This is a genomic window from Rheinheimera soli, from assembly GCF_021290985.1.
GTDB lineage: Bacteria > Pseudomonadota > Gammaproteobacteria > Enterobacterales > Alteromonadaceae > Pararheinheimera > Pararheinheimera soli.
The window spans coordinates 67,631-84,931 of record NZ_JAJOYU010000003.1 but is presented as its reverse complement, the minus strand read 5'-3'; the positions used below and the strand labels follow the sequence as shown (position 1 = coordinate 84,931).

Annotated in this window: 19 protein-coding genes; 9 read left to right on the top strand and 10 right to left on the bottom strand. The window is 45.4% G+C overall.

Annotated elements, in window-relative coordinates; translation table 11 throughout:
- The 7 genes from LSG37_RS03730 to LSG37_RS03700 all read right to left on the bottom strand — a co-directional run bounded on the left by LSG37_RS03730 (position 1) and on the right by LSG37_RS03700 (position 6,746).
- Positions 1 to 630 (bottom strand): NADH:ubiquinone reductase (Na(+)-transporting) subunit D, encoded by a 630-nt coding sequence (locus LSG37_RS03730; RefSeq protein ID WP_127685975.1) that lies wholly within the window; start codon positions 628 to 630, stop codon positions 1 to 3.
- Complete coding sequence (locus tag LSG37_RS03725) at positions 623 to 1,411, bottom strand: Na(+)-translocating NADH-quinone reductase subunit C (RefSeq protein WP_233078586.1); 789 nt, start codon at positions 1,409 to 1,411, stop codon at positions 623 to 625. The genes LSG37_RS03730 and LSG37_RS03725 overlap by 8 nt, the downstream gene beginning before the upstream one ends.
- A complete protein-coding gene (locus LSG37_RS03720) occupies positions 1,404 to 2,609 on the bottom strand; it encodes an NADH:ubiquinone reductase (Na(+)-transporting) subunit B (RefSeq protein ID WP_233078584.1) in 1,206 nt (401 codons plus the stop codon). The genes LSG37_RS03725 and LSG37_RS03720 overlap by 8 nt, the downstream gene beginning before the upstream one ends.
- A 2-nt stretch (positions 2,610 to 2,611) precedes the next feature.
- The gene (locus tag LSG37_RS03715; RefSeq protein WP_233078582.1) at positions 2,612 to 3,946 is read right to left on the bottom strand and encodes a Na(+)-translocating NADH-quinone reductase subunit A; all 1,335 of its coding nucleotides are present in this window, start codon (positions 3,944 to 3,946) and stop codon (positions 2,612 to 2,614) included.
- 322 nt (positions 3,947 to 4,268) lie between these two features.
- Positions 4,269 to 5,462, bottom strand: a complete 1,194-nt coding sequence (fabV, locus tag LSG37_RS03710) for an enoyl-ACP reductase FabV (protein ID WP_233078580.1) — start codon at positions 5,460 to 5,462, stop codon at positions 4,269 to 4,271.
- Between the two features lie 195 nt (positions 5,463 to 5,657).
- Positions 5,658 to 5,999, bottom strand: a complete 342-nt coding sequence (locus LSG37_RS03705; protein ID WP_233078579.1) for a BolA family protein — start codon at positions 5,997 to 5,999, stop codon at positions 5,658 to 5,660.
- A 123-nt stretch (positions 6,000 to 6,122) separates the two neighbouring features.
- The gene (locus tag LSG37_RS03700) at positions 6,123 to 6,746 is read right to left on the bottom strand and encodes an alpha-ketoglutarate-dependent dioxygenase AlkB family protein (RefSeq protein WP_233078563.1); all 624 of its coding nucleotides are present in this window, start codon (positions 6,744 to 6,746) and stop codon (positions 6,123 to 6,125) included.
- A 32-nt stretch (positions 6,747 to 6,778) separates the two neighbouring features.
- On the opposite strand from LSG37_RS03700, the gene LSG37_RS03695 reads away from it, so the two are divergent.
- From LSG37_RS03695 to LSG37_RS03675, 5 genes are all read left to right on the top strand, one after another.
- A complete protein-coding gene (locus tag LSG37_RS03695) occupies positions 6,779 to 7,918 on the top strand; it encodes a methyltransferase (RefSeq protein ID WP_233078553.1) in 1,140 nt (379 codons plus the stop codon).
- 2 nt (positions 7,919 to 7,920) lie between these two features.
- The gene (locus LSG37_RS03690; RefSeq protein ID WP_233078552.1) at positions 7,921 to 8,487 is read left to right on the top strand and encodes a YajG family lipoprotein; all 567 of its coding nucleotides are present in this window, start codon (positions 7,921 to 7,923) and stop codon (positions 8,485 to 8,487) included.
- Between the two features lie 3 nt (positions 8,488 to 8,490).
- On the top strand, positions 8,491 to 9,096 hold the full coding sequence (locus LSG37_RS03685) for a peptidylprolyl isomerase (RefSeq protein WP_233078551.1): 606 nt from the start codon (positions 8,491 to 8,493) through the stop codon (positions 9,094 to 9,096).
- Positions 9,097 to 9,163: 67 nt separating this feature from the next.
- Positions 9,164 to 9,484 carry a hypothetical protein gene (locus LSG37_RS03680; protein ID WP_233078549.1) on the top strand — a complete coding sequence of 107 codons (321 nt, stop codon included), beginning with the start codon at positions 9,164 to 9,166 and terminating at the stop codon, positions 9,482 to 9,484.
- A gap of 55 nt (positions 9,485 to 9,539) precedes the next feature.
- Positions 9,540 to 10,862: an AmpG family muropeptide MFS transporter gene (locus LSG37_RS03675; protein WP_233078544.1), complete on the top strand. Its 1,323-nt coding sequence runs from the start codon at positions 9,540 to 9,542 to the stop codon at positions 10,860 to 10,862.
- A 29-nt stretch (positions 10,863 to 10,891) separates the two neighbouring features.
- Here the strand turns inward: LSG37_RS03675 and LSG37_RS03670 are convergent, their stop codons facing one another.
- From LSG37_RS03670 to LSG37_RS03660, 3 genes are all read right to left on the bottom strand, one after another.
- Positions 10,892 to 11,137 (bottom strand): helix-turn-helix domain-containing protein, encoded by a 246-nt coding sequence (locus LSG37_RS03670; protein ID WP_008897260.1) that lies wholly within the window; start codon positions 11,135 to 11,137, stop codon positions 10,892 to 10,894.
- A gap of 369 nt (positions 11,138 to 11,506) precedes the next feature.
- Positions 11,507 to 11,848: an iron-sulfur cluster insertion protein ErpA gene (erpA, locus tag LSG37_RS03665; protein WP_008897259.1), complete on the bottom strand. Its 342-nt coding sequence runs from the start codon at positions 11,846 to 11,848 to the stop codon at positions 11,507 to 11,509.
- 47 nt (positions 11,849 to 11,895) lie between these two features.
- Positions 11,896 to 12,630 (bottom strand): DUF6776 family protein, encoded by a 735-nt coding sequence (locus LSG37_RS03660; RefSeq protein WP_233078542.1) that lies wholly within the window; start codon positions 12,628 to 12,630, stop codon positions 11,896 to 11,898.
- Between the two features lie 57 nt (positions 12,631 to 12,687).
- Here LSG37_RS03660 and LSG37_RS03655 point away from each other — a divergent pair, with 57 nt between their 5' ends.
- The 4 genes from LSG37_RS03655 (at position 12,688) to hemL (ending at position 17,292) form a co-directional block, all read left to right on the top strand.
- Positions 12,688 to 14,391 (top strand): chloride channel protein, encoded by a 1,704-nt coding sequence (locus tag LSG37_RS03655; protein WP_233078540.1) that lies wholly within the window; start codon positions 12,688 to 12,690, stop codon positions 14,389 to 14,391.
- A complete protein-coding gene (locus LSG37_RS03650; RefSeq protein ID WP_233078538.1) occupies positions 14,391 to 14,822 on the top strand; it encodes a CopD family protein in 432 nt (143 codons plus the stop codon). The genes LSG37_RS03655 and LSG37_RS03650 overlap by 1 nt, the downstream gene beginning before the upstream one ends.
- Positions 14,823 to 14,912: 90 nt before the next feature.
- Positions 14,913 to 15,917 carry an aspartate carbamoyltransferase gene (locus tag LSG37_RS03645; RefSeq protein WP_233078531.1) on the top strand — a complete coding sequence of 335 codons (1,005 nt, stop codon included), beginning with the start codon at positions 14,913 to 14,915 and terminating at the stop codon, positions 15,915 to 15,917.
- 88 nt (positions 15,918 to 16,005) lie between these two features.
- Positions 16,006 to 17,292, top strand: a complete 1,287-nt coding sequence (hemL, locus tag LSG37_RS03640; RefSeq protein ID WP_233078527.1) for a glutamate-1-semialdehyde 2,1-aminomutase — start codon at positions 16,006 to 16,008, stop codon at positions 17,290 to 17,292.
- Positions 17,293 to 17,301 lie beyond the last annotated feature (9 nt).

Here is a 17,301-nt window from a genome sequence, read left to right as displayed (position 1 = left end):
TTATGCCTTCTCAACTTGTTCTGGACGGAAAGTACGCAATATCCAGATCAACAAGCCAATAATGATAAACGCACTAGGTGCAATCAACATCATACCCATAGGCTGATACCAGCCGCCGGCGCTGACTAAAGGCAGAATTTCCACACCAAATAAAGTACCAGAACCAAACAGCTCACGGATAAAGGCAACAATCAGCAACAGCACTGAGTAACCCAAACCATTACCAATACCGTCCAGGAAACTCATACCAGGACCAGTTTTCATCGCATAAGCTTCAGCACGGCCCATAACGATACAGTTGGTGATAATCAAGCCGACGAATACCGACAGCTCTTTCGCCACATTGTAGGCAAAAGCCTTTAACACCTGATCCACCACTATTACCAGAGACGCAATAATAGTCATCTGAACTATGATACGAACGCTGGAAGGTATATGGTTACGGATCAAAGAGATAAACAGGTTAGAGAATGCAGTTACCACAGTAAGTGCAATCCCCATCACCAAAGCTTTTTCCATTTTGGTTGTTACTGCCAAAGCAGAACAAATACCCAAAACCTGCAAAGCTATAGGGTTGTTGGCAAATATAGGGCCAAACAGAACGGTTTTAATTTCTTTTGCACTAGCCATTGTTTAATGCTCCGTCACGAACTTTGGTCAGGAAAGGCGCAAAACCTTTTGCCCCTGCCCAGAAATCGAAAGTATTCTGCACACCTTTAGCTGTTAAAGTTGCGCCAGATAAACCATCTACTTCATAAGGTGAAGCTGGGTTGGCATTACCAGGTTTCATTACTTTAATAGCCGGAGCGCCAGATTCATCTAACAACTTTTTGCCAACAAACTGAGCTGTCCATTTTGGATTCTGCACTTCACCACCTAAACCGGCTGTTTCGCCTTGCTCATAGTAGTTAATACCTTTGATGGTGTTGCCATCTTTATCCAAAGCTAAAAACGCATGCATAGTTGACCACAAGCCATAACCATGCACTGGTAGCACAATGGCTGATAACTTGCCTGACTCAACGCCTTCGTTATAAGCAAAATACACAGGAGCAATATTGGCGCGGCTTTTTATAGAAGCCATATCGTCGGCACCTTCCAGCTTGATGCTGGTTTCTGGTGCTTTCATTGCTCTGCGGTAGTCGTAGCTTTCAGGAGCCATATCAACAAACTCACCTGTATTCAGATCAACTAAACGCTCCTGAATATGTTTGGTGTATAACTCTTTGATATTGCCTTCAGCTAACAAACCTGTCACGGCCAGAACGTTTTTCTGACTGTCCAGCAGCTTGTTTTCAACTTGTTTTGGCCGCAACTGAACCGCAGCTGTCGCCACTAAAATTGCGCACACTAAACATAAAGCAATCACCACAAAAAAGGTTTTGCCAATACTATCGTTATTACTAAACATTACGGGCAAGCCTCCGATTGATATTCGCCTGAGCCACCATATAGTCAAACAATGGTGAGAATAAGTTAGCGAACAAAATTGCTAACATCATACCTTCAGGGTAAGCAGGGTTGACCACTCGGATCATCACCACCATAAAGCCGATCAGGATACCGTAAGCCCATTTGCCCGGATTGGTGAATGACGCTGATACAGGGTCAGTTGCCATAAAGAACATACCAATAGCAAAACCACCCAGAACTATGTGCCAGTACCAAGGCATAGCAAACATAGCGTTTGTCTCAGAACCAATCATATTGAACATAGTGGCAAAAACAACAGTACCAACCATTACACCTGCAACAATGCGCCATGAAGCGATACGGAAATAGATTAAGGCTAAACCACCGATCATCAGAGCCAGGAAGGATGTTTCACCGACTGAGCCTGGGATAAAACCATAAAACGCATCCCACCACTGAGCATTAATAGACCAATCAGAGACTTCACCGTTAGCTGCTTTTGACAACCAGGTAGCACCTGAATAACCATCAGCCACTGTCCATACTTTATCGCCTGAAATCTGTGCAGGGTAAGCAAAGAACAGGAAAGCACGGCCAGCTAACGCAGGGTTTAAGAAATTACGGCCTGTACCACCAAAGACTTCTTTTGCTACAACCACACCAAAGGTAATACCTAAAGCGGCTTGCCACAGTGGAATAGAAGCAGGAAGAATTAAGGCGAACAGAATAGAAGTGACAAAGAAGCCTTCGTTGATTTCATGCTTGCGCACAGAAGCAAACAACACTTCCCAGAAACCGCCGACAATAAAGACAGTGGCGTAAATAGGCAGGAACCAAACGGCGCCGTACCACATTTTGCTGCCCCAGCCAGATTCGGCACTCAGTTCACCACCGAGTAACTGGAACAAGGCCACCTGCCAGGTGTCAGGCATTCCAAAACCCGCCTGCAGCGCGATAACCGCCTGATGACCGATATTGAACATGCCAAAAAACAACGCAGGGAATAACATTAACCAGACAAAAATCATGATACGTTTCAGATCGATACTGTCACGCACATGAGTACCCGCTTTGGTCACCAGACCAGGGGTATAGAATATTGTTGCAGCAGCTTCATATAAAGCATACCACTTTTCGTATTTACCACCTTTCTCGAACTGCGGCTCAATACTTTCTAAAAAATGCTTTAAACCCATTTTTAGCCTTCCTTCTGGATCGTCGTCAGGCACTCACGCAATGCTACGCCATAGTCATATTTACCAGGGCAAACAAAGGTACATAATGCCAAATCTTCTTCATCCAGCTCTAAACAACCTAAAGAGACTGCACCATCTGAATCACCAACCAACAGGTCACGTAATAACAAAGTAGGCAGAATATCCAGCGGCATTACACGTTCATAGTTACCGATTGGTACCATGGCGCGTGAAGAACCGTTGGTAGTAGTGGTCATATTAAACAGACGCTTAGGATTTAAATGAGCCAAATAAGCACGGGTTACAGAAAATTTGTCAGAACCAGGCATAGCCCAGCCTAAAAACTCTTTGTCGTAGCCTTCAGCCAACACAGACACCTGATTGTGGAAACGGCCTAAATAACCGTGAACACCACTGGCTGCCGCACCTGCTAATACAGAACCTGAAATAATACGGCTCTTACCTTCCTGCAGCTCACCAGCAGTCAGTTCAGCAAGAGATGCACCAGCAATAGTTTTCAATAAACGTGGATTTTTCACTACAGGACCGGCTAAAGAGATCACGCGTTCAGCATTCAGTTGACCTGAAGTGAAAAGTGCACCTATAGCGATAACATCCTGATAGTTAATATGCCACACCACTTTTTTGATGCTGACAGGATCAAGGAAATGAATATGAGTGCCTGGTAAACCAGCAGGGTGTGGACCATCGAACTCTTCAACCTGCACTGCAGGAACTGAAGGAATGGAGGCACCCGCTTTTTTACACAGATAGACTTTGTCAGACAAACGGGATAACACTGTTAAACCATTACTGAAGTCTGCACTGCGCTGCGCTATCACTACTGTCGGATCAGCAGCTAATGGATTGGTATCCATAGCAGTGACGAAAATAGCTCGTGGCGTGCTGTCAACAGCTGGCGAAGTGCTGAATGGTCTGGTGCGTAAAGCAGTCCACAAACCTGAACCTGTTAAGTTCTTCTTCACTTGTTCAACAGTTAACGAAGCAAGTTCTGCAGCCGTGAAGGAATCAAAAGTAACAGAATCGTCACCTTCAGCTTCAATCACAACAGACTGCAACACACGCTTAGCACCGCGGTTGATTTCTTTCACTGTACCGGCAACAGACGCCGTGAAAAACACGCCAAGATTCTTTTTATCTTCAAAAAGAGCCTGACCTTTTTTCACACGGTCCCCAACCTCTACCAGCATTGTAGGACGCATACCGACGTACTCTTCGCCTAGTACAGCAACGTGTTTGATGGACGGGCCATCATGTATGTCTTGTTTGGGACTGCCCGAGAGGGGAATGTCCAATCCTTTTTTGATTTTTATCATACGTACTTGCACTTTTTAACGGGAAGAAACAGGGCCTGGTTTAATCGGCTGCTCGCCGCGCGTAGCATCCGGGACCTCAACAGCCTAACCTCTGTTGCAGGTGGCGGACACTCGTACCAAAGTCGCGGATTCTAGCACTAAACATAAGTGCTATCTATGTTAATCAACAAAATTATCCGGCATTTCAGCCGACTGAAGCTCAGTGTAGTCAAGTTTTTTAACTTTGCCTTTTGTCTGTCACTGCAATGGTTTCAAATTCTGTGAAATTAGCCAATAACGAAAAATTCTCGAAAAAAAAGCCGCTTTTAGCGGCTTTTCAAAGTTACTGCACCAGATTTTTCAGCGGCAATAAAGCCGGCACATCGGCGCTATAATCGACATGGCTGTAACCAAAACCAAATAAGCGAAGGAATTCATTGTGATAGCCTTTGTAATCGGTCAGCTCATCAATGTTTTCTGTGGTCACCTGACCCCACAAATCTTTTACTGCAGACTGGATATGCTCAGACAATTCTTTGCCATCCATACGCAAACGACCGCCTTCATCTAAAGTACGGTTGTTGTTATAAAGTGCTTGCTGGAACAAACCATAAATCTGTTCGATACAGCCTTCATGGGTACCTTCAGCTTTCATCACGCGGTACAACAAGGAGATATACAGCGGCATAATAGGGATGGCTGAACTGGCTTGGGTCACTAAAGCTTTTAATGAAGCCACATAAGCGTGACCAGCAACCGAATCCAGTTTTTGTGTGATAGCAGCAGCAGCACGATCTAAATCTTCTTTGGCTTTGCCGATAGTGGCTTTGCCATAAATAGGCCAGGTCAGTTCTTTACCAATGTAAGTGTAAGCAACGGTCTGACAACCTTCAGCCAGCACACCAGCGGCATGTAACTGATCCAGCCAGCGCTCCCAGTCTTCCCCACCCATCACTTTCACAGTATTGAAGATTTCTTCATCAGATGCAGGTTCAACAGAAACACTTTCAATTTCACGTTTGCTGGTGTTTAACGTCTTGGCGGTATAAGCCTGAGCTATTGGCTTTAATACCGAGCTATACACTTCACCAGTCACTGGATCTTTGCGGCGAGGCGCTGCAAGGCTGTAGACCACTAAATCAATTTTGCCCATTTCACTGCGGATTAAATCAATAGCCTGAGACTTTAGCTCGTCAGTAAAGGCATCACCATTCAGGTGCTTATTCCACAAGCCTTCAGCTGCTGCAGCCTGTTCAAAAGCCACAGTGTTGTACCAACCGGCTGAAGCAGTTTTGCCTTCGGTAGGTTCTTTTTCAAAAAAGATGCCTAAGGTTTTAGCGCCAGAAGCAAAAGCTGATGTAATACGAGACGCCAGACCATAGCCTGTTGAGGCACCTATGACTAATACGTTTTTTGGACCACCGGCCACAGGGCCTTTGGCTTTAACATAATCAATTTGTTCTTGCACATGAGCTGCACAACCGACTGGATGGGCGTTAGTGCAGATAAAACCACGAATTTTAGGTTGGATAACCATAACAAAACCTATTGTTGGTTGAAAATTGTCAGCTAGTTTAAGCCGTTAGCTTAAAAAACAGGTCTGATCAGCAAAAATAGCAGTAGTGTGCATTGAAAAACAAGAGCTTAGTCACATCTGCAGTTGGATGAGAAACACAAAATAAATCAGCGGATAAAGTCAAAGCGTCTTACGACGCTTTGACTTAGTAGGGTCTCAGGACTCCGGCAAGGCAGTTTTTTCTCTTTTACTGCCACCAAAACATTTAGGCGAAGCCGGTGGTTTTTCGGCGTAATACTCGTACCATTCGCCAGGCGTATAGGTATGCAAGGCTAAAGCATGAATTTTTTCGGCTAACTCCTCGGCCACTATGGCATTGACTGCTCTGTGGCGATTTAACAATCTCATGCCATCAAAGGCATTTGTCACTATCACTACTTTAAAATGTGACTCCGAACCCGGTGCCACACTGTGCATATGGCTTTCATTGACCACGTCAAGGAACACAGGATCAAATGCGCTCAATAACTTCTGTTCTATTGCGGTATGAACCAACATAGCTGAACCCCTTTATTGCTCCCTCACCTCTACTCTAGTTAAGGCAATGCGCCTTGTCAGCCCGCTTTTTTGCAAAAGTGAAGGAAAATCCGCTAAGCGACTGCTGCCATAGAGAAAATATAATTAAGTTGTTTTTTGCTTGATTTCACGGAAAGTCAGGTTTATGCGACCTTGTGTTGCCGCAGCCATTTTAGGTACTCTGTGCTGCCAATACTGCTGACATTGACCAGCCATCAACAATAAAGAACCATGCCCCAACTCGAGCTTAAGCTGTGTACCTAAGTTCTTGTGTTTTAAATCAAAAAACCGCTGTTGGCCTAAACTTAACGACGCAATTTGTGGGTTTTCACCCAGCTCCGGCTCGTCATCACTATGCCAGCCCATATGCTGCTGACCATCAGCGTACCAGTTCAACAATACCGAATTAAAGCGAGTCTGACACAGCTGATTCACCCTGTCTGTTAATTGCTTTACCAGCGGATGCCAGGGTTCAGGCTCAAATAATACGCCTGAATATTTATAACTGCAGTGCGGATCGCCCATCCACACCTGTTGCCTTGGAATAAGCACGGCTTTGCCAAAGATTTTTATCGCGGGCTGCTGCCAGTTTAATTGCTGCGCCAATTGCTGATAGCAGCGCTCTGCCTGCTCTGGCGAGAGCCACTTCGGCCAAAATGACAACTCTGCGTTAGGTAATACAAAGTGTTGCAACGATCCATGGTTGTCGCTCTGGTGTGCTCGTGTCAAAATACAACCTTCTCTTCTTTAAGTTGAATGGCATGAATACTATTTTTACCGTCGCTGACAAGCAACTGCAGCTGGACAGATTACCACTGGGGCAAAGCAATCGCAGCTTACAAGCCTGGGATGCAGCCGATGAATTGCTGTTGCAACAAGCGCTGCCTTTGATCAATGAACGCGCCGGCTTAAACATCTTAGTGATGCACGATTTGTTTGGCGCTTTGTCCTGTGCTTTAGGTGACTACCCACACAGTCAGCAAAACGATTCTGTACTAAGCCAGCAAGCGACTGTTCATAACAGACAACAAAATGGCTTGTCTGCCGATGCCGTCAGTTTTATTGACAGTGTTACGGCTTTACCTGCCGATTTGGATCTGGTGCTGTTAAAAGTACCTAATAATCATGGTTATCTGCGTTTTATGTTGCAGCAATTGAGTCAGGTGGTTCGGCCTGACACCATTATTATCGCTGCAGCCAAAGCCAAAGATATTCATAAAAACTTATTGGCTATTTTTGAGCAGGAATTAGGCGCAACTCAGGCTTCTCTGGCACAGAAAAAATGCCGGACTATCCATTGTACGCCTCGCGGTGAAGCCCGTGCTTTTACTTACCCTATTCAATGGGAATTACCTGATTATCAGTTAACACTAGTCAATCACGCCAATGTGTTTGCGAAAGAGCAACTGGACATAGGGGCGCGTTTCCTGCTGGAACATTTACCAGTGCTTGATGCAGGTGCTTTAGTGGCTGATTTAGGCTGCGGCAACGGTGTGCTTGGTATTGCTTTGTTAAAACAACAGCCTGAAGCTAAAGTGATATTTACTGATGACTCTTATATGGCTGTGGCATCTTCCAAAGCCTCTGTCGAAGCGAATGTACCTGAACTAATAGCTCAGGCCGAGTTCAGAACAGACGACTGTTTAGCCACTCAGGCCGATCAGAGCCTGGACTATGTGATCTGTAATCCGCCTTTTCATCAACAGCAGGCTGTAACAGAACATATTGCCTGGCAGATGTTTAATGACGCAAAGCGTTGTTTGAAAGCCGGTGGCAAACTACGTATCGTGGCCAACAGACATTTGCCTTATTACGAAAAAATGACAGTACTGCTGGGCGGTTGCCGCCATATTGCCAGCAATAATAAATTTGTGATCCTCGAATCAACCAAAAGGAAATAACTATGTCCTCTCTTTTGCGACCAGTTTTAGTGGCTTTCAGCCTGGCTTTGGCCGCCTGTAGCAGCACTTCGTCTTCTTTTTTAGTCACACCTCAAGTGTTCTGGAATCAAAGCAAAGCGCTGTCTGGTGCCGAATTTGTGTTAACAGTGGTGGATCAGCGTCCTTCTGATCAAACCTTGTTTTTACGCAAAGGCACTGCTGTCACCAGTATGCCGACCAGTAATAATCTGGCTCAACAGCTCGAATCTACATTGACAGACGCGATGACGGCTCAAGGCGCTAAATTAACATCCAGCAGCGTCACCACCATGACCATTCAAATTTTGAAACTATCCGCTGATGCAGACCAACGTACAGTAGAGCACGTGGTGAAAAACGATGTGGAACTGCGTATCGCTATTCAAAACCACAATGGTTCATTTGATAAAGTCTATGCAGGCAAAAGTAGCTTCTCTGGTCCATTTAAATTAGACAACGCTGCGGCTGAAGTGAAGTTACGTGTATTAACTGAACAAGTGCTGGCTGAATTGCTGAACGACAGCAGTTGGCATTCTTACGTGAAGGGCTAAGCTATGCGTCTGGTTACTTTCACTTTGCTTGCGCTGTTTTCTGTATCTGCTTTAGCTGCTGTGGATATGAAAAAACCAACGGGCAAATATGTGCAGCAAGATAATTTGTTCCCTAAGGTAAAGCTGGTCACTTCAGTGGGCGATATCACTGTTGAGCTGGACAGAACCAGGGCCCCTTTGGCGGTGAATAACTTTCTGAGCTACGTCAATATCAAAGCCTATGACAATACGGTATTCCATCGTCTTGAGCCTGAGTTTGTTTTACAAGGCGGCGGTTATAAACCTGATCTGGCCCCTGTAGACGAATTTCCGGCTGTATTTAATGAGTCAGGTAATGGCGCAAAAAATCAGTTGGGCAGTATAGCTATGGCCAGAAACAATGATCCACACAGTGCGACCAGTCAGTTCTTTTTTAACCTCAATGACAATACCAGTTTAGATCCGGGGCGAAACTGGGGTTACACAGTGTTTGGTCAGGTCCAGGATGGCTTTGAAGTGCTTGAAAAAATAAAGCTGCTGGAAACCCATACTGATGAAAAAACCGGCTGGCAAAATGTGCCTAAACAGCCCATCATTTTAAAACAAGTGATTTTACAGCCAGAACAATAAAGCCCGACTATACTTGCCCTGAGCGCACAGAGCTGGCGTGGTGCCAGCTCTGACAGGGATCAGACCTATGTTAGAGCCCTTTATTGAACAAAAATCACGACAGTTGATTTTTTACCTTTCCCGTTTCCTGCGTGGCCGTCTGCCGCACAGAGAGCTGCATTTATTTGTCTGGGATACGCTGGAAGAATGGTCACAGCTTCGAGTCAGAAGCTGGCGGCCTGAAACTTTGCGTGAGCAGGTGTTCTGGCATTTGCTATACCAGATTGAATACTGGTCGGAGCCGGAACTAAAACAAAACCTCAGAGTACGGCGCGAATTACAGTATTGTTTGAGCTTTTTACATGGCTACGGACAACTGCCGTATTATTGTGTCGGGGTAAGGCCTTGATCTAATTTATTGAAGCTGTAAGCTGGTTTCATCTTTTTTTGTACGGACTGCTGTCTTGTCTGCTATCGCTACGTTTTTCTCCTCACTGCAACTCTATTGCCAACGCCGGGTATTAACCATCTTTATTTTGGGTTTCTCCGGCGGTCTGCCGTTAATGCTGGTGTTTGGTGTGTTGTCTTTCTGGCTCAGAGAGGCCGGAGTATCCCGTGAACAAATAGGTTATTTCAGTTGGGTGATTATGGTTTATGCCATTAAATTCATCTGGTCACCTTTGATAGACCACTTAAGTTTACCAGGCCTGAAACAATGGCTCGGACGCAGGCGTAGCTGGCTGATTTTGTCGCAAAGTCTGATCATTCTGGCCGTACTTTTAATGGCCAGTATGGACCCGCAAACCGAGCTGAAATGGATGGCATTGTGTGCTGTATTACTGGCTATAGCTTCAGCCACTCAAGATATCACTATAGATGCCTATCGGATTGAAGCGGCACCAGAGCGTTTACAGGCGGTTCTGGCAGCTGCTTATCTTGCTGGTTATCGCCTGGCTATGATTTTCTCGTCTGCTGGTACTTTATGGATAGCCGCTTTATTCAGCCGTACTGAAACAGGTTATGATCTGAATGCATGGCAATCCACCTATGTGGTGATGGCTGCTTGCATGGCTTTAGGTTTATTGACCACCCTGTTTTCTCCTGAACCTGTTGTCGAACCACAAATCCATATCCAGACAACAAAGAGCTCTGTCAGCCAGAAATTACTGAACTGGCTCAAGGTGGCCGTAGTCGGCCCTTTTGTTGATTTTTTCGCCCGCCATGGTATGAATGCCTTATTAATCTTAAGTTTAATCGCCTGTTATCGCGTATCAGACGTGGTAATGGGGGTAATGGCTAATGTGTTTTATGTCGATATGGGGTTCAGCAAAGAAGAAGTAGCCAGCGTGTCGAAAATATTTGGTGTGCTGATGACCTTGCTTGGAGCCGCTTTGGGTGGCTTGCTGATCAACAGCTTTGGCATTTTACGAATATTGTTACTGGGTGCGCTGCTCAGTGCATGTACCAATTTGCTTTATTGTTATCTGAGTACCCAAGGCCACAACATTCCGCTGTTAGTCGCTGTGATCTCTGCTGATAATTTAAGCGCTGGCATAGCGACCAGTGCTTTTATTGCTTACCTCTCCTCTTTGGTAAACCTGGCCTTTACCGCAACACAATATGCGTTGTTTAGTTCCCTGATGCTGTTATTACCTAAGTTCCTCGGCGGCTTTTCTGGCGGCTGGGTAGAAGTGATGGACTATCAGGCCTTTTTTATTATGACAGCACTGATGGGATTACCAGCCATAGTACTTTGTTTGATACTGATAAAAAAAACGCCGCATTAATGCGGCGTTTTTCTTCAGACGAAAGCAGATTAGGCTTCAATCAGAACTTGCTTTAACCCATCCATAGGATCTATGGCCAGGGCTTGGCAATAACGAACATATTCAACAACATCGAGACGACGTTCCTGATTCTCCACTTTACCGATAAAAGAATGCGGAGTGCCTAAAATTTCAGACAAACTACGCATGGTATGGCCTTTTTCCTGACGCTGACGCTTCAGCCATACACACAATCTTTTATTTTCATCTGAAATAACGCTTTTAGTACCTTTCATTTGTTGTTCTCCCGGCGTGCGAACGCCTTCTGTTTACGACTTAAACTTCCTGCCAAAAAAATCCAAAAGCTTATGAGAATGTCCCAATAAGCAAAAAAAGCATTTCATTAAACCATAGCTTGTTCAGAGCGTATAGTTGCATGGTTGAAAAAGTAGCCACTTATCTCTGATTTTTGTCGGTTAATCGTTCCAGTTAAATAAAGGGAACAAAGGGTTTTACGTAAGGCATAGCAACCAATGCAAACGACTATCAGCTATGTTTCCACAACAGGTCTGACTGGCAGCTGAATGAAGTTTTTTAAGGAGCGCAAATTAAAAAGGCCTCTGCACTGCAGAAGCCTCTTTCTAAGTCGCACTGACTTGAATGGACTAAACGGAGAAACTGGATCCGCAACCACAGGTTGTAGTTGCATTGGGGTTTTGCACAATAAAACGGCTACCTTGCAGACCGTCAGTGTAATCCACCACACCACCTGCCAGATACTGCAGACTCATTGGGTCTACCACCATAATCACGCCATTTTTTTCGACAACCAGATCACCTTCATTTACTTTTTCATCAAAAGTAAAACCGTACTGGAAGCCTGAACAACCACCACCTGTAATATAAACCCGCAGTTTTAACTCAGGGTTTTCCTCTTCGGTGACTAGGGCCAATACTTTATTGGCGGCGGCGTCGGTAAACTGAATAGGAAGCTGTAACTCTGACATATGTCCTCCGGTATAACTGGGCGCGGATTATCTAATACCTGACTAATTTATTCAAGTATTTCGCCAGGCTGTTCAGCAGGCCAGAAAAAGCTCTTATCGACCTTAGCTGACTTGGCCGAACGAGCTGCGGCAACCTTGAGTGCCACATCCACTTTTTCTGGTTTAAAGCCTTCTGGCAAAGAAAACTCACCTTCGATGATCTGAAAATATTTAAAGCTAAAAGCTTTGTCACTTTTGCTGAATCCGGCCAATTGCAACAAATCGATACTGTCTCGTTTATCGCCGCTAAAGCCATGTAATTTTAAATCGACTGTACCCTTGGCAAAATTACGCTGTTTATCCTGCTGGATCAGCACCAGATTAAATCTGTACTTAGTGGCAGAAGCGCCAGGACTGATACTGAAGCTGTCAATAATCAGGCTATCGGCCTGTAATTCAGGGGAAATAATACGCTGGTAAAAAGCCAGTTCTTTACGGGTATCAAACAACTTTTGCTGTTCAGCTTTGAGTTCTTGCTGGATCAACTGCCCGGCACTTTTCTCTACCGCCAGTTCTGCCGTTAAATAGTCATTTTGTTTTAACTGTTCATTCATGCTGGCTGTCAGACTGTTGGTTTTTTTCTGACTTTCTTCCAGTTTGGACGACAGCACATTCACTTGTTTCACATAATAATAATTGCCAAACAACTGCCCGGCCAATGCAGCAAGCCCCATCAGGCCTGCGGTTACTAATACTTGTCTCCAACTGCCTTTGAGCCAGAGCATAAACTGCATACGATTCATCAACCTACTCAAATAGTTATGTTACACTTTGCCTATCGCGGACTCAGACACTATAGCATGTTACTACCAGCGGACTGGCAAGCAAAATTACGACTTCGGTTAGCTTTCCCTCTCACGTCAGTACAACTCTGCCTACTGGCTATAGTGGCAGGCTTTTTAGCTGCATTAATTATTCTGCTGTTCCGTCTGACTATTATCGGCATCCAAAGTTTCTTTTTAGAACGCACTGATGACTTTTCAGGTATAGCTGAAGGTTATCGTTGGGCTTTGCCTTTTATTGCCGCCATTCTGATCAGTATTATGGCCATGCTGGTTGGGCTTTCTCATTATCGTATGGGCATAGCCTATGTGATCCATCGTATAAAAACCCGCTATGGGGTGATGCCCTTCTGGAATACCTTTAACCAATTTTTTGGTGGCATTATCGCCCTGACCAGTGGTTTCTCTGTTGGACGTGAAGGTCCTTCGGTGCATTTAGGTGCTTTTGGTGCCGGATTGCTTGGCCAATATTTACACCTGCCTTATAACAGTATTCGTATTCTGGCCGGCTGCGGCATAGCAGCAGCCATTTCGGCCTCTTTCAACACACCTCTAGCCGCCGTTATTTTTGTGATGGAAGTGGTGCTGCGGGAATACCGAATTCATGTGTTTGTGCCTGTGATGCTGGCCTCAGTAGTGGGCGCTTTGTTGACCCGTGGAGTGTTTGGTATGGGCAATGATCTAGCAGCATTAAAGATTGTCTCTATCAGTGGCTGGCATCTGCCTTATCTGGTGCTTTGCGGTATCGCTATAGGCGCTGCCGCTTATGTGTTTAACCAGAGTATCTGGCGTATTTTAAAATGGTTTCAGAAGTGGCATTTAGCACTGAAATTATTGCTCGCTGCAGCTATTACAGCGGCAGTAGGTCATCTGGTTCCTCAGGCTATGGGAGCTGAAACAGGCGCGATATTTTATGCTGTGACTGCATCCACTGAGTTCTGGTTATTGCTGACTATTTTGCTGGCGAAATTTCTTTTGACCATAGTTGCAGTAGGTCTGGCTGTGCCGGGCGGTGTGATAGGTCCGGTTTTTGGTATCGGCATTCTGGCTGGTACTTTATTGGCATTTTTACCTGTATTTGTATCGGGCGATGCCAGCTTATCCGGCACTTATGCCACTTTAGGTATGGCGGGTTTTATGGCGGCCACTTTACATGCGCCTTTGGCCGCTTTAGTGGCTGTGATGGAGTTGTCTTACAACCCGGATATTATAGTGCCCGCCATGCTGGTGATTACCTGCGCTTATGTCACCACAGTGCAGCTGTTTAAAAACAAATCTATTTTTGTGCTGCAGTTGGAACTGCAACAACTGCCTTATAAACTGGCACCAGCCGACGATGTGCTACAAAAAGTCGGTGTGCTGGCGATGCTGGATAAAGACTATTTGCTGATCACAGCCGCAGAAGAGCAACAGATTGAGCAAACACTGGCGGAAAAAGAAGCCCACCAGTTACTGATCCAATACACAGGTAATCCTGAACAGCCTTTCCTGCTGATCGATTATGATCTGGACGCATCTATGACAGGTCAATCGACTTTATTGCATTTGCCAATACAAGGATTAAGCCATCAGACCACTATGGCTGAAGTCCATACCCTTCTGGACGAACAAAAAGGTGGGGTGGTGTATATTTTCGACCCACAACAACCAGAACAAATGCTGGGTCTGATCCGTTGGGAACAGGTCCGCGCCCTTTTAACTAAACAGAATAATTTAATCTGATGAATACACTACTTGTCATTAAAGCGTTGCATGTCAGTTTTATGGTGGCTTGGTTTGCCGGAATTTTTTATCTGCCGCGGCTTTTTGTGTATCACGCCGAAACTAAAGACCCAGCCGTCGATGCACAGTTTAAAGTGATGGAAAGGCGATTACTGTATTTTGTCACACCTTTTGCGGTGCTGACGCTAGTGTTTGGGCTATGGCTGATCCATCTGTATGGTGCAGCCTGGTTTGCAGCAAGTAGCTGGCTGCATTACAAACTCATATTGGTGATTTTGCTTTATATCTATCATGGTTACTGTTTTAAGCTGTTGAGCGATTTTAAACAGGGTAAAAACAGCAAAAGCAGTAGGTTTTACCGCTTCTTTAATGAGTTCCCGGTCCTGTTGCTGTTTGCCATTATTTTTCTGGCGATTTTGAAGCCGCTCTAGGCTGATTTTAAGCAGCTTATTTGCTATGATACGCGCCGACTTTCAGCCAGTTTCGGCGCCCCCGCAACCTCTAGCAGATGAGCACCCAGTATGAGCTTTAAAGGCGAACATATCCTCTCCGTCAAACAGTTTGACCGCGACAAAATTCAGCAGGTTTTTGATATTGCCCGCAGCATGGAACCTTATGCCAAACGCCAGAAACGCACTACAGTGCTGGAAGGTGCAATTTTAGGGAATTTATTTTTTGAACCCAGCACCAGAACCCGTGTCAGCTTTGGCTGTGCTTTTAATCTATTGGGTGGCGAAGTTCGCGAAACTACAGGTATGCAGTCCTCAGCCTTATCCAAAGGCGAGTCTTTGTTTGATACAGCCCGGGTGATCAGCAGTTACAGTGATGTCATTGCCATGCGTCATCCACAAGCAGGCTCAGTGGCTGAATTTGCTGAAGGCAGCCGGGTGCCTGTACTCAATGGCGGAGACGGCGCCAATGAACACCCAACTCAGGCTTTGCTGGATTTGTTCACTATAGAAAAGGAACTGGCGGCGTCACAGCAGCCCATAGACGGTATGCATATCGCTATGATTGGTGATTTAAAGTTTGGCCGTACAGTGCATTCGCTATCGAAGTTACTGGCGCTGTATAAAAATATTCAGTTCACACTGATAGCGCCAAACGAACTGGCGATGCCGGATGATATTGTCTCGCTCATTGAAAATGCCGGTCACAGAGTGACAGTGACGGATCAACTGGCTGGTAACTTAAACGCTGATATTGTCTATCAAACCCGTATTCAGGAAGAGCGCTTTCCGTCTCAGGAAGAAGCGAATAAATACCGCGGTAAGTTTCGCTTAAATCAGGATATTTATACCAAGCACTGTAAATCCAACACCGTTATTATGCATCCGCTGCCACGGGATTCACGTATCGAAGCCAATGAGCTCGACAACGACTTAAACCTGAACCCTCATCTGGCGATTTTCCGTCAGGCGGATAACGGCGTTTTAGTGCGTATGGCTTTGTTTGCTCTGACCTTAGGTGTGGACCAACTGGTGAGTAAATACGAACGTGAAGTGCCCTGGTACAGCAACAAGTAAGCCACAACACATTCATCTTTAAGTCGGGTTTTGTGCCCGGCTTTCTTTTAAATTTTTAGTTTTAAAGATTTCGTTTTAAGGATCTTCTATGTCCAAGTCAGAGCAGTTATTTCAGCAAGCCCAAAAAACCATTCCAGGTGGTGTGAATTCCCCTGTTCGCGCATTTAAAAGCGTAGGTGGCACGCCAGTTTTTATCGATAGTGCCAATGGTGCTTATTTGTATGATGTCGATGGTAAAAAGTACATCGATTATATCGGCTCCTGGGGCCCAATGCTGCTAGGTCATAACCACCCTGCTATCCGCGAAGCTGTAATTAAAGCTGCTGAAAAAGGCTTAAGTTTTGGTGCGCCTTGCCCTGCTGAAATTACTATGGCTGAAACCATTTGTGAATTAGTGCCAAGCATGGAGATGGTCCGTATGGTCAGCTCAGGCACAGAAGCCACTATGAGCGCTATTCGTTTAGCCCGTGGTTTTACCGGCCGCAACAGCATTTTAAAATTTGAAGGCTGTTACCACGGTCACGCCGACTCTTTATTGGTCAAAGCTGGCTCAGGCGCTTTAACTTTAGGTGTACCGAATTCACCTGGCGTACCAGCTGATTTTGCCAAATATACTCTGACGGCAGAGTTTAATAACTTAGAGCAGGTCAAACAGATTTTTGCCGAACAAGGCACGGATTTGGCTTGTATTATCGTCGAGCCGGTTGCCGGCAATATGAACTGCATTCCACCAGCACCAGGCTTTTTAGAAGGTTTACGTGCCCTTTGTGATCAGTACGGTGCTGTGCTGATTTTTGATGAAGTGATGACAGGCTTCCGGGTCGCTTTAGGTGGAGCTCAGGCTTATTACAACATCAAACCTGACCTGACTACTTTAGGTAAAATTATAGGTGGTGGTATGCCGGTTGGCGCTTTTGGTGGCCGTCGCGACATTATGCAACATATAGCCCCTTTAGGTGGTGTCTATCAGGCTGGCACTTTATCCGGTAATCCTATAGCTATGGCTGCTGGTTTAGCTGCACTGACAGAAATCCGTAAGCCTGGTGTTTATGATGTACTCACAGCCAAAACCACGCAGTTGATTGAAGGTTTAGCTGCAGCGGCTAAAGAAGTGGGCATTCCACTTGCGACCACTCAAGTCGGTGGTATGTTTGGGGTGTTTTTCAGCAATGAAGCGCAAATCACCAACTATCAGCAAGCTACTCAGTGTGATATCGCTGCCTTTAAGCGTTTTTTCCATCTGATGTTGGACCAGGGCGTTTATCTGGCACCTTCAGCTTATGAAGCAGGTTTCTTGTCTGTCGCTCATACAGATGACGATCTGGCCTACACCATAGCTGCAGCCAAAAAAGCTTTTATCCAACTGAAGGCTTAAAGCCTGCTA

What these genes read in the sequence shown, in the direction of transcription:
- LSG37_RS03670 (WP_008897260.1), bottom strand. Translation starts at nt 11,137, where the DNA reads ATGAAAGGTACTAAAAGCGTTATTTCAGATGAAAATAAAAGATTGTGT.
- erpA (WP_008897259.1), bottom strand. Translation starts at nt 11,848, where the DNA reads ATGTCAGAGTTACAGCTTCCTATTCAGTTTACCGACGCCGCCGCCAAT.
- LSG37_RS03660 (WP_233078542.1), bottom strand. Translation starts at nt 12,630, where the DNA reads ATGAATCGTATGCAGTTTATGCTCTGGCTCAAAGGCAGTTGGAGACAA.
- LSG37_RS03730 (WP_127685975.1), bottom strand. Translation starts at nt 630, where the DNA reads ATGGCTAGTGCAAAAGAAATTAAAACCGTTCTGTTTGGCCCTATATTT.
- hemL (WP_233078527.1), top strand. Translation starts at nt 16,006, where the DNA reads ATGTCCAAGTCAGAGCAGTTATTTCAGCAAGCCCAAAAAACCATTCCA.
- LSG37_RS03680 (WP_233078549.1), top strand. Translation starts at nt 9,164, where the DNA reads ATGTTAGAGCCCTTTATTGAACAAAAATCACGACAGTTGATTTTTTAC.
- LSG37_RS03725 (WP_233078586.1), bottom strand. Translation starts at nt 1,411, where the DNA reads ATGTTTAGTAATAACGATAGTATTGGCAAAACCTTTTTTGTGGTGATT.
- LSG37_RS03685 (WP_233078551.1), top strand. Translation starts at nt 8,491, where the DNA reads ATGCGTCTGGTTACTTTCACTTTGCTTGCGCTGTTTTCTGTATCTGCT.
- LSG37_RS03705 (WP_233078579.1), bottom strand. Translation starts at nt 5,999, where the DNA reads ATGTTGGTTCATACCGCAATAGAACAGAAGTTATTGAGCGCATTTGAT.
- LSG37_RS03655 (WP_233078540.1), top strand. Translation starts at nt 12,688, where the DNA reads ATGTTACTACCAGCGGACTGGCAAGCAAAATTACGACTTCGGTTAGCT.
- LSG37_RS03650 (WP_233078538.1), top strand. Translation starts at nt 14,391, where the DNA reads ATGAATACACTACTTGTCATTAAAGCGTTGCATGTCAGTTTTATGGTG.
- LSG37_RS03720 (WP_233078584.1), bottom strand. Translation starts at nt 2,609, where the DNA reads ATGGGTTTAAAGCATTTTTTAGAAAGTATTGAGCCGCAGTTCGAGAAA.
- LSG37_RS03715 (WP_233078582.1), bottom strand. Translation starts at nt 3,946, where the DNA reads ATGATAAAAATCAAAAAAGGATTGGACATTCCCCTCTCGGGCAGTCCC.
- LSG37_RS03645 (WP_233078531.1), top strand. Translation starts at nt 14,913, where the DNA reads ATGAGCTTTAAAGGCGAACATATCCTCTCCGTCAAACAGTTTGACCGC.
- fabV (WP_233078580.1), bottom strand. Translation starts at nt 5,462, where the DNA reads ATGGTTATCCAACCTAAAATTCGTGGTTTTATCTGCACTAACGCCCAT.
- LSG37_RS03690 (WP_233078552.1), top strand. Translation starts at nt 7,921, where the DNA reads ATGTCCTCTCTTTTGCGACCAGTTTTAGTGGCTTTCAGCCTGGCTTTG.
- LSG37_RS03695 (WP_233078553.1), top strand. Translation starts at nt 6,779, where the DNA reads ATGAATACTATTTTTACCGTCGCTGACAAGCAACTGCAGCTGGACAGA.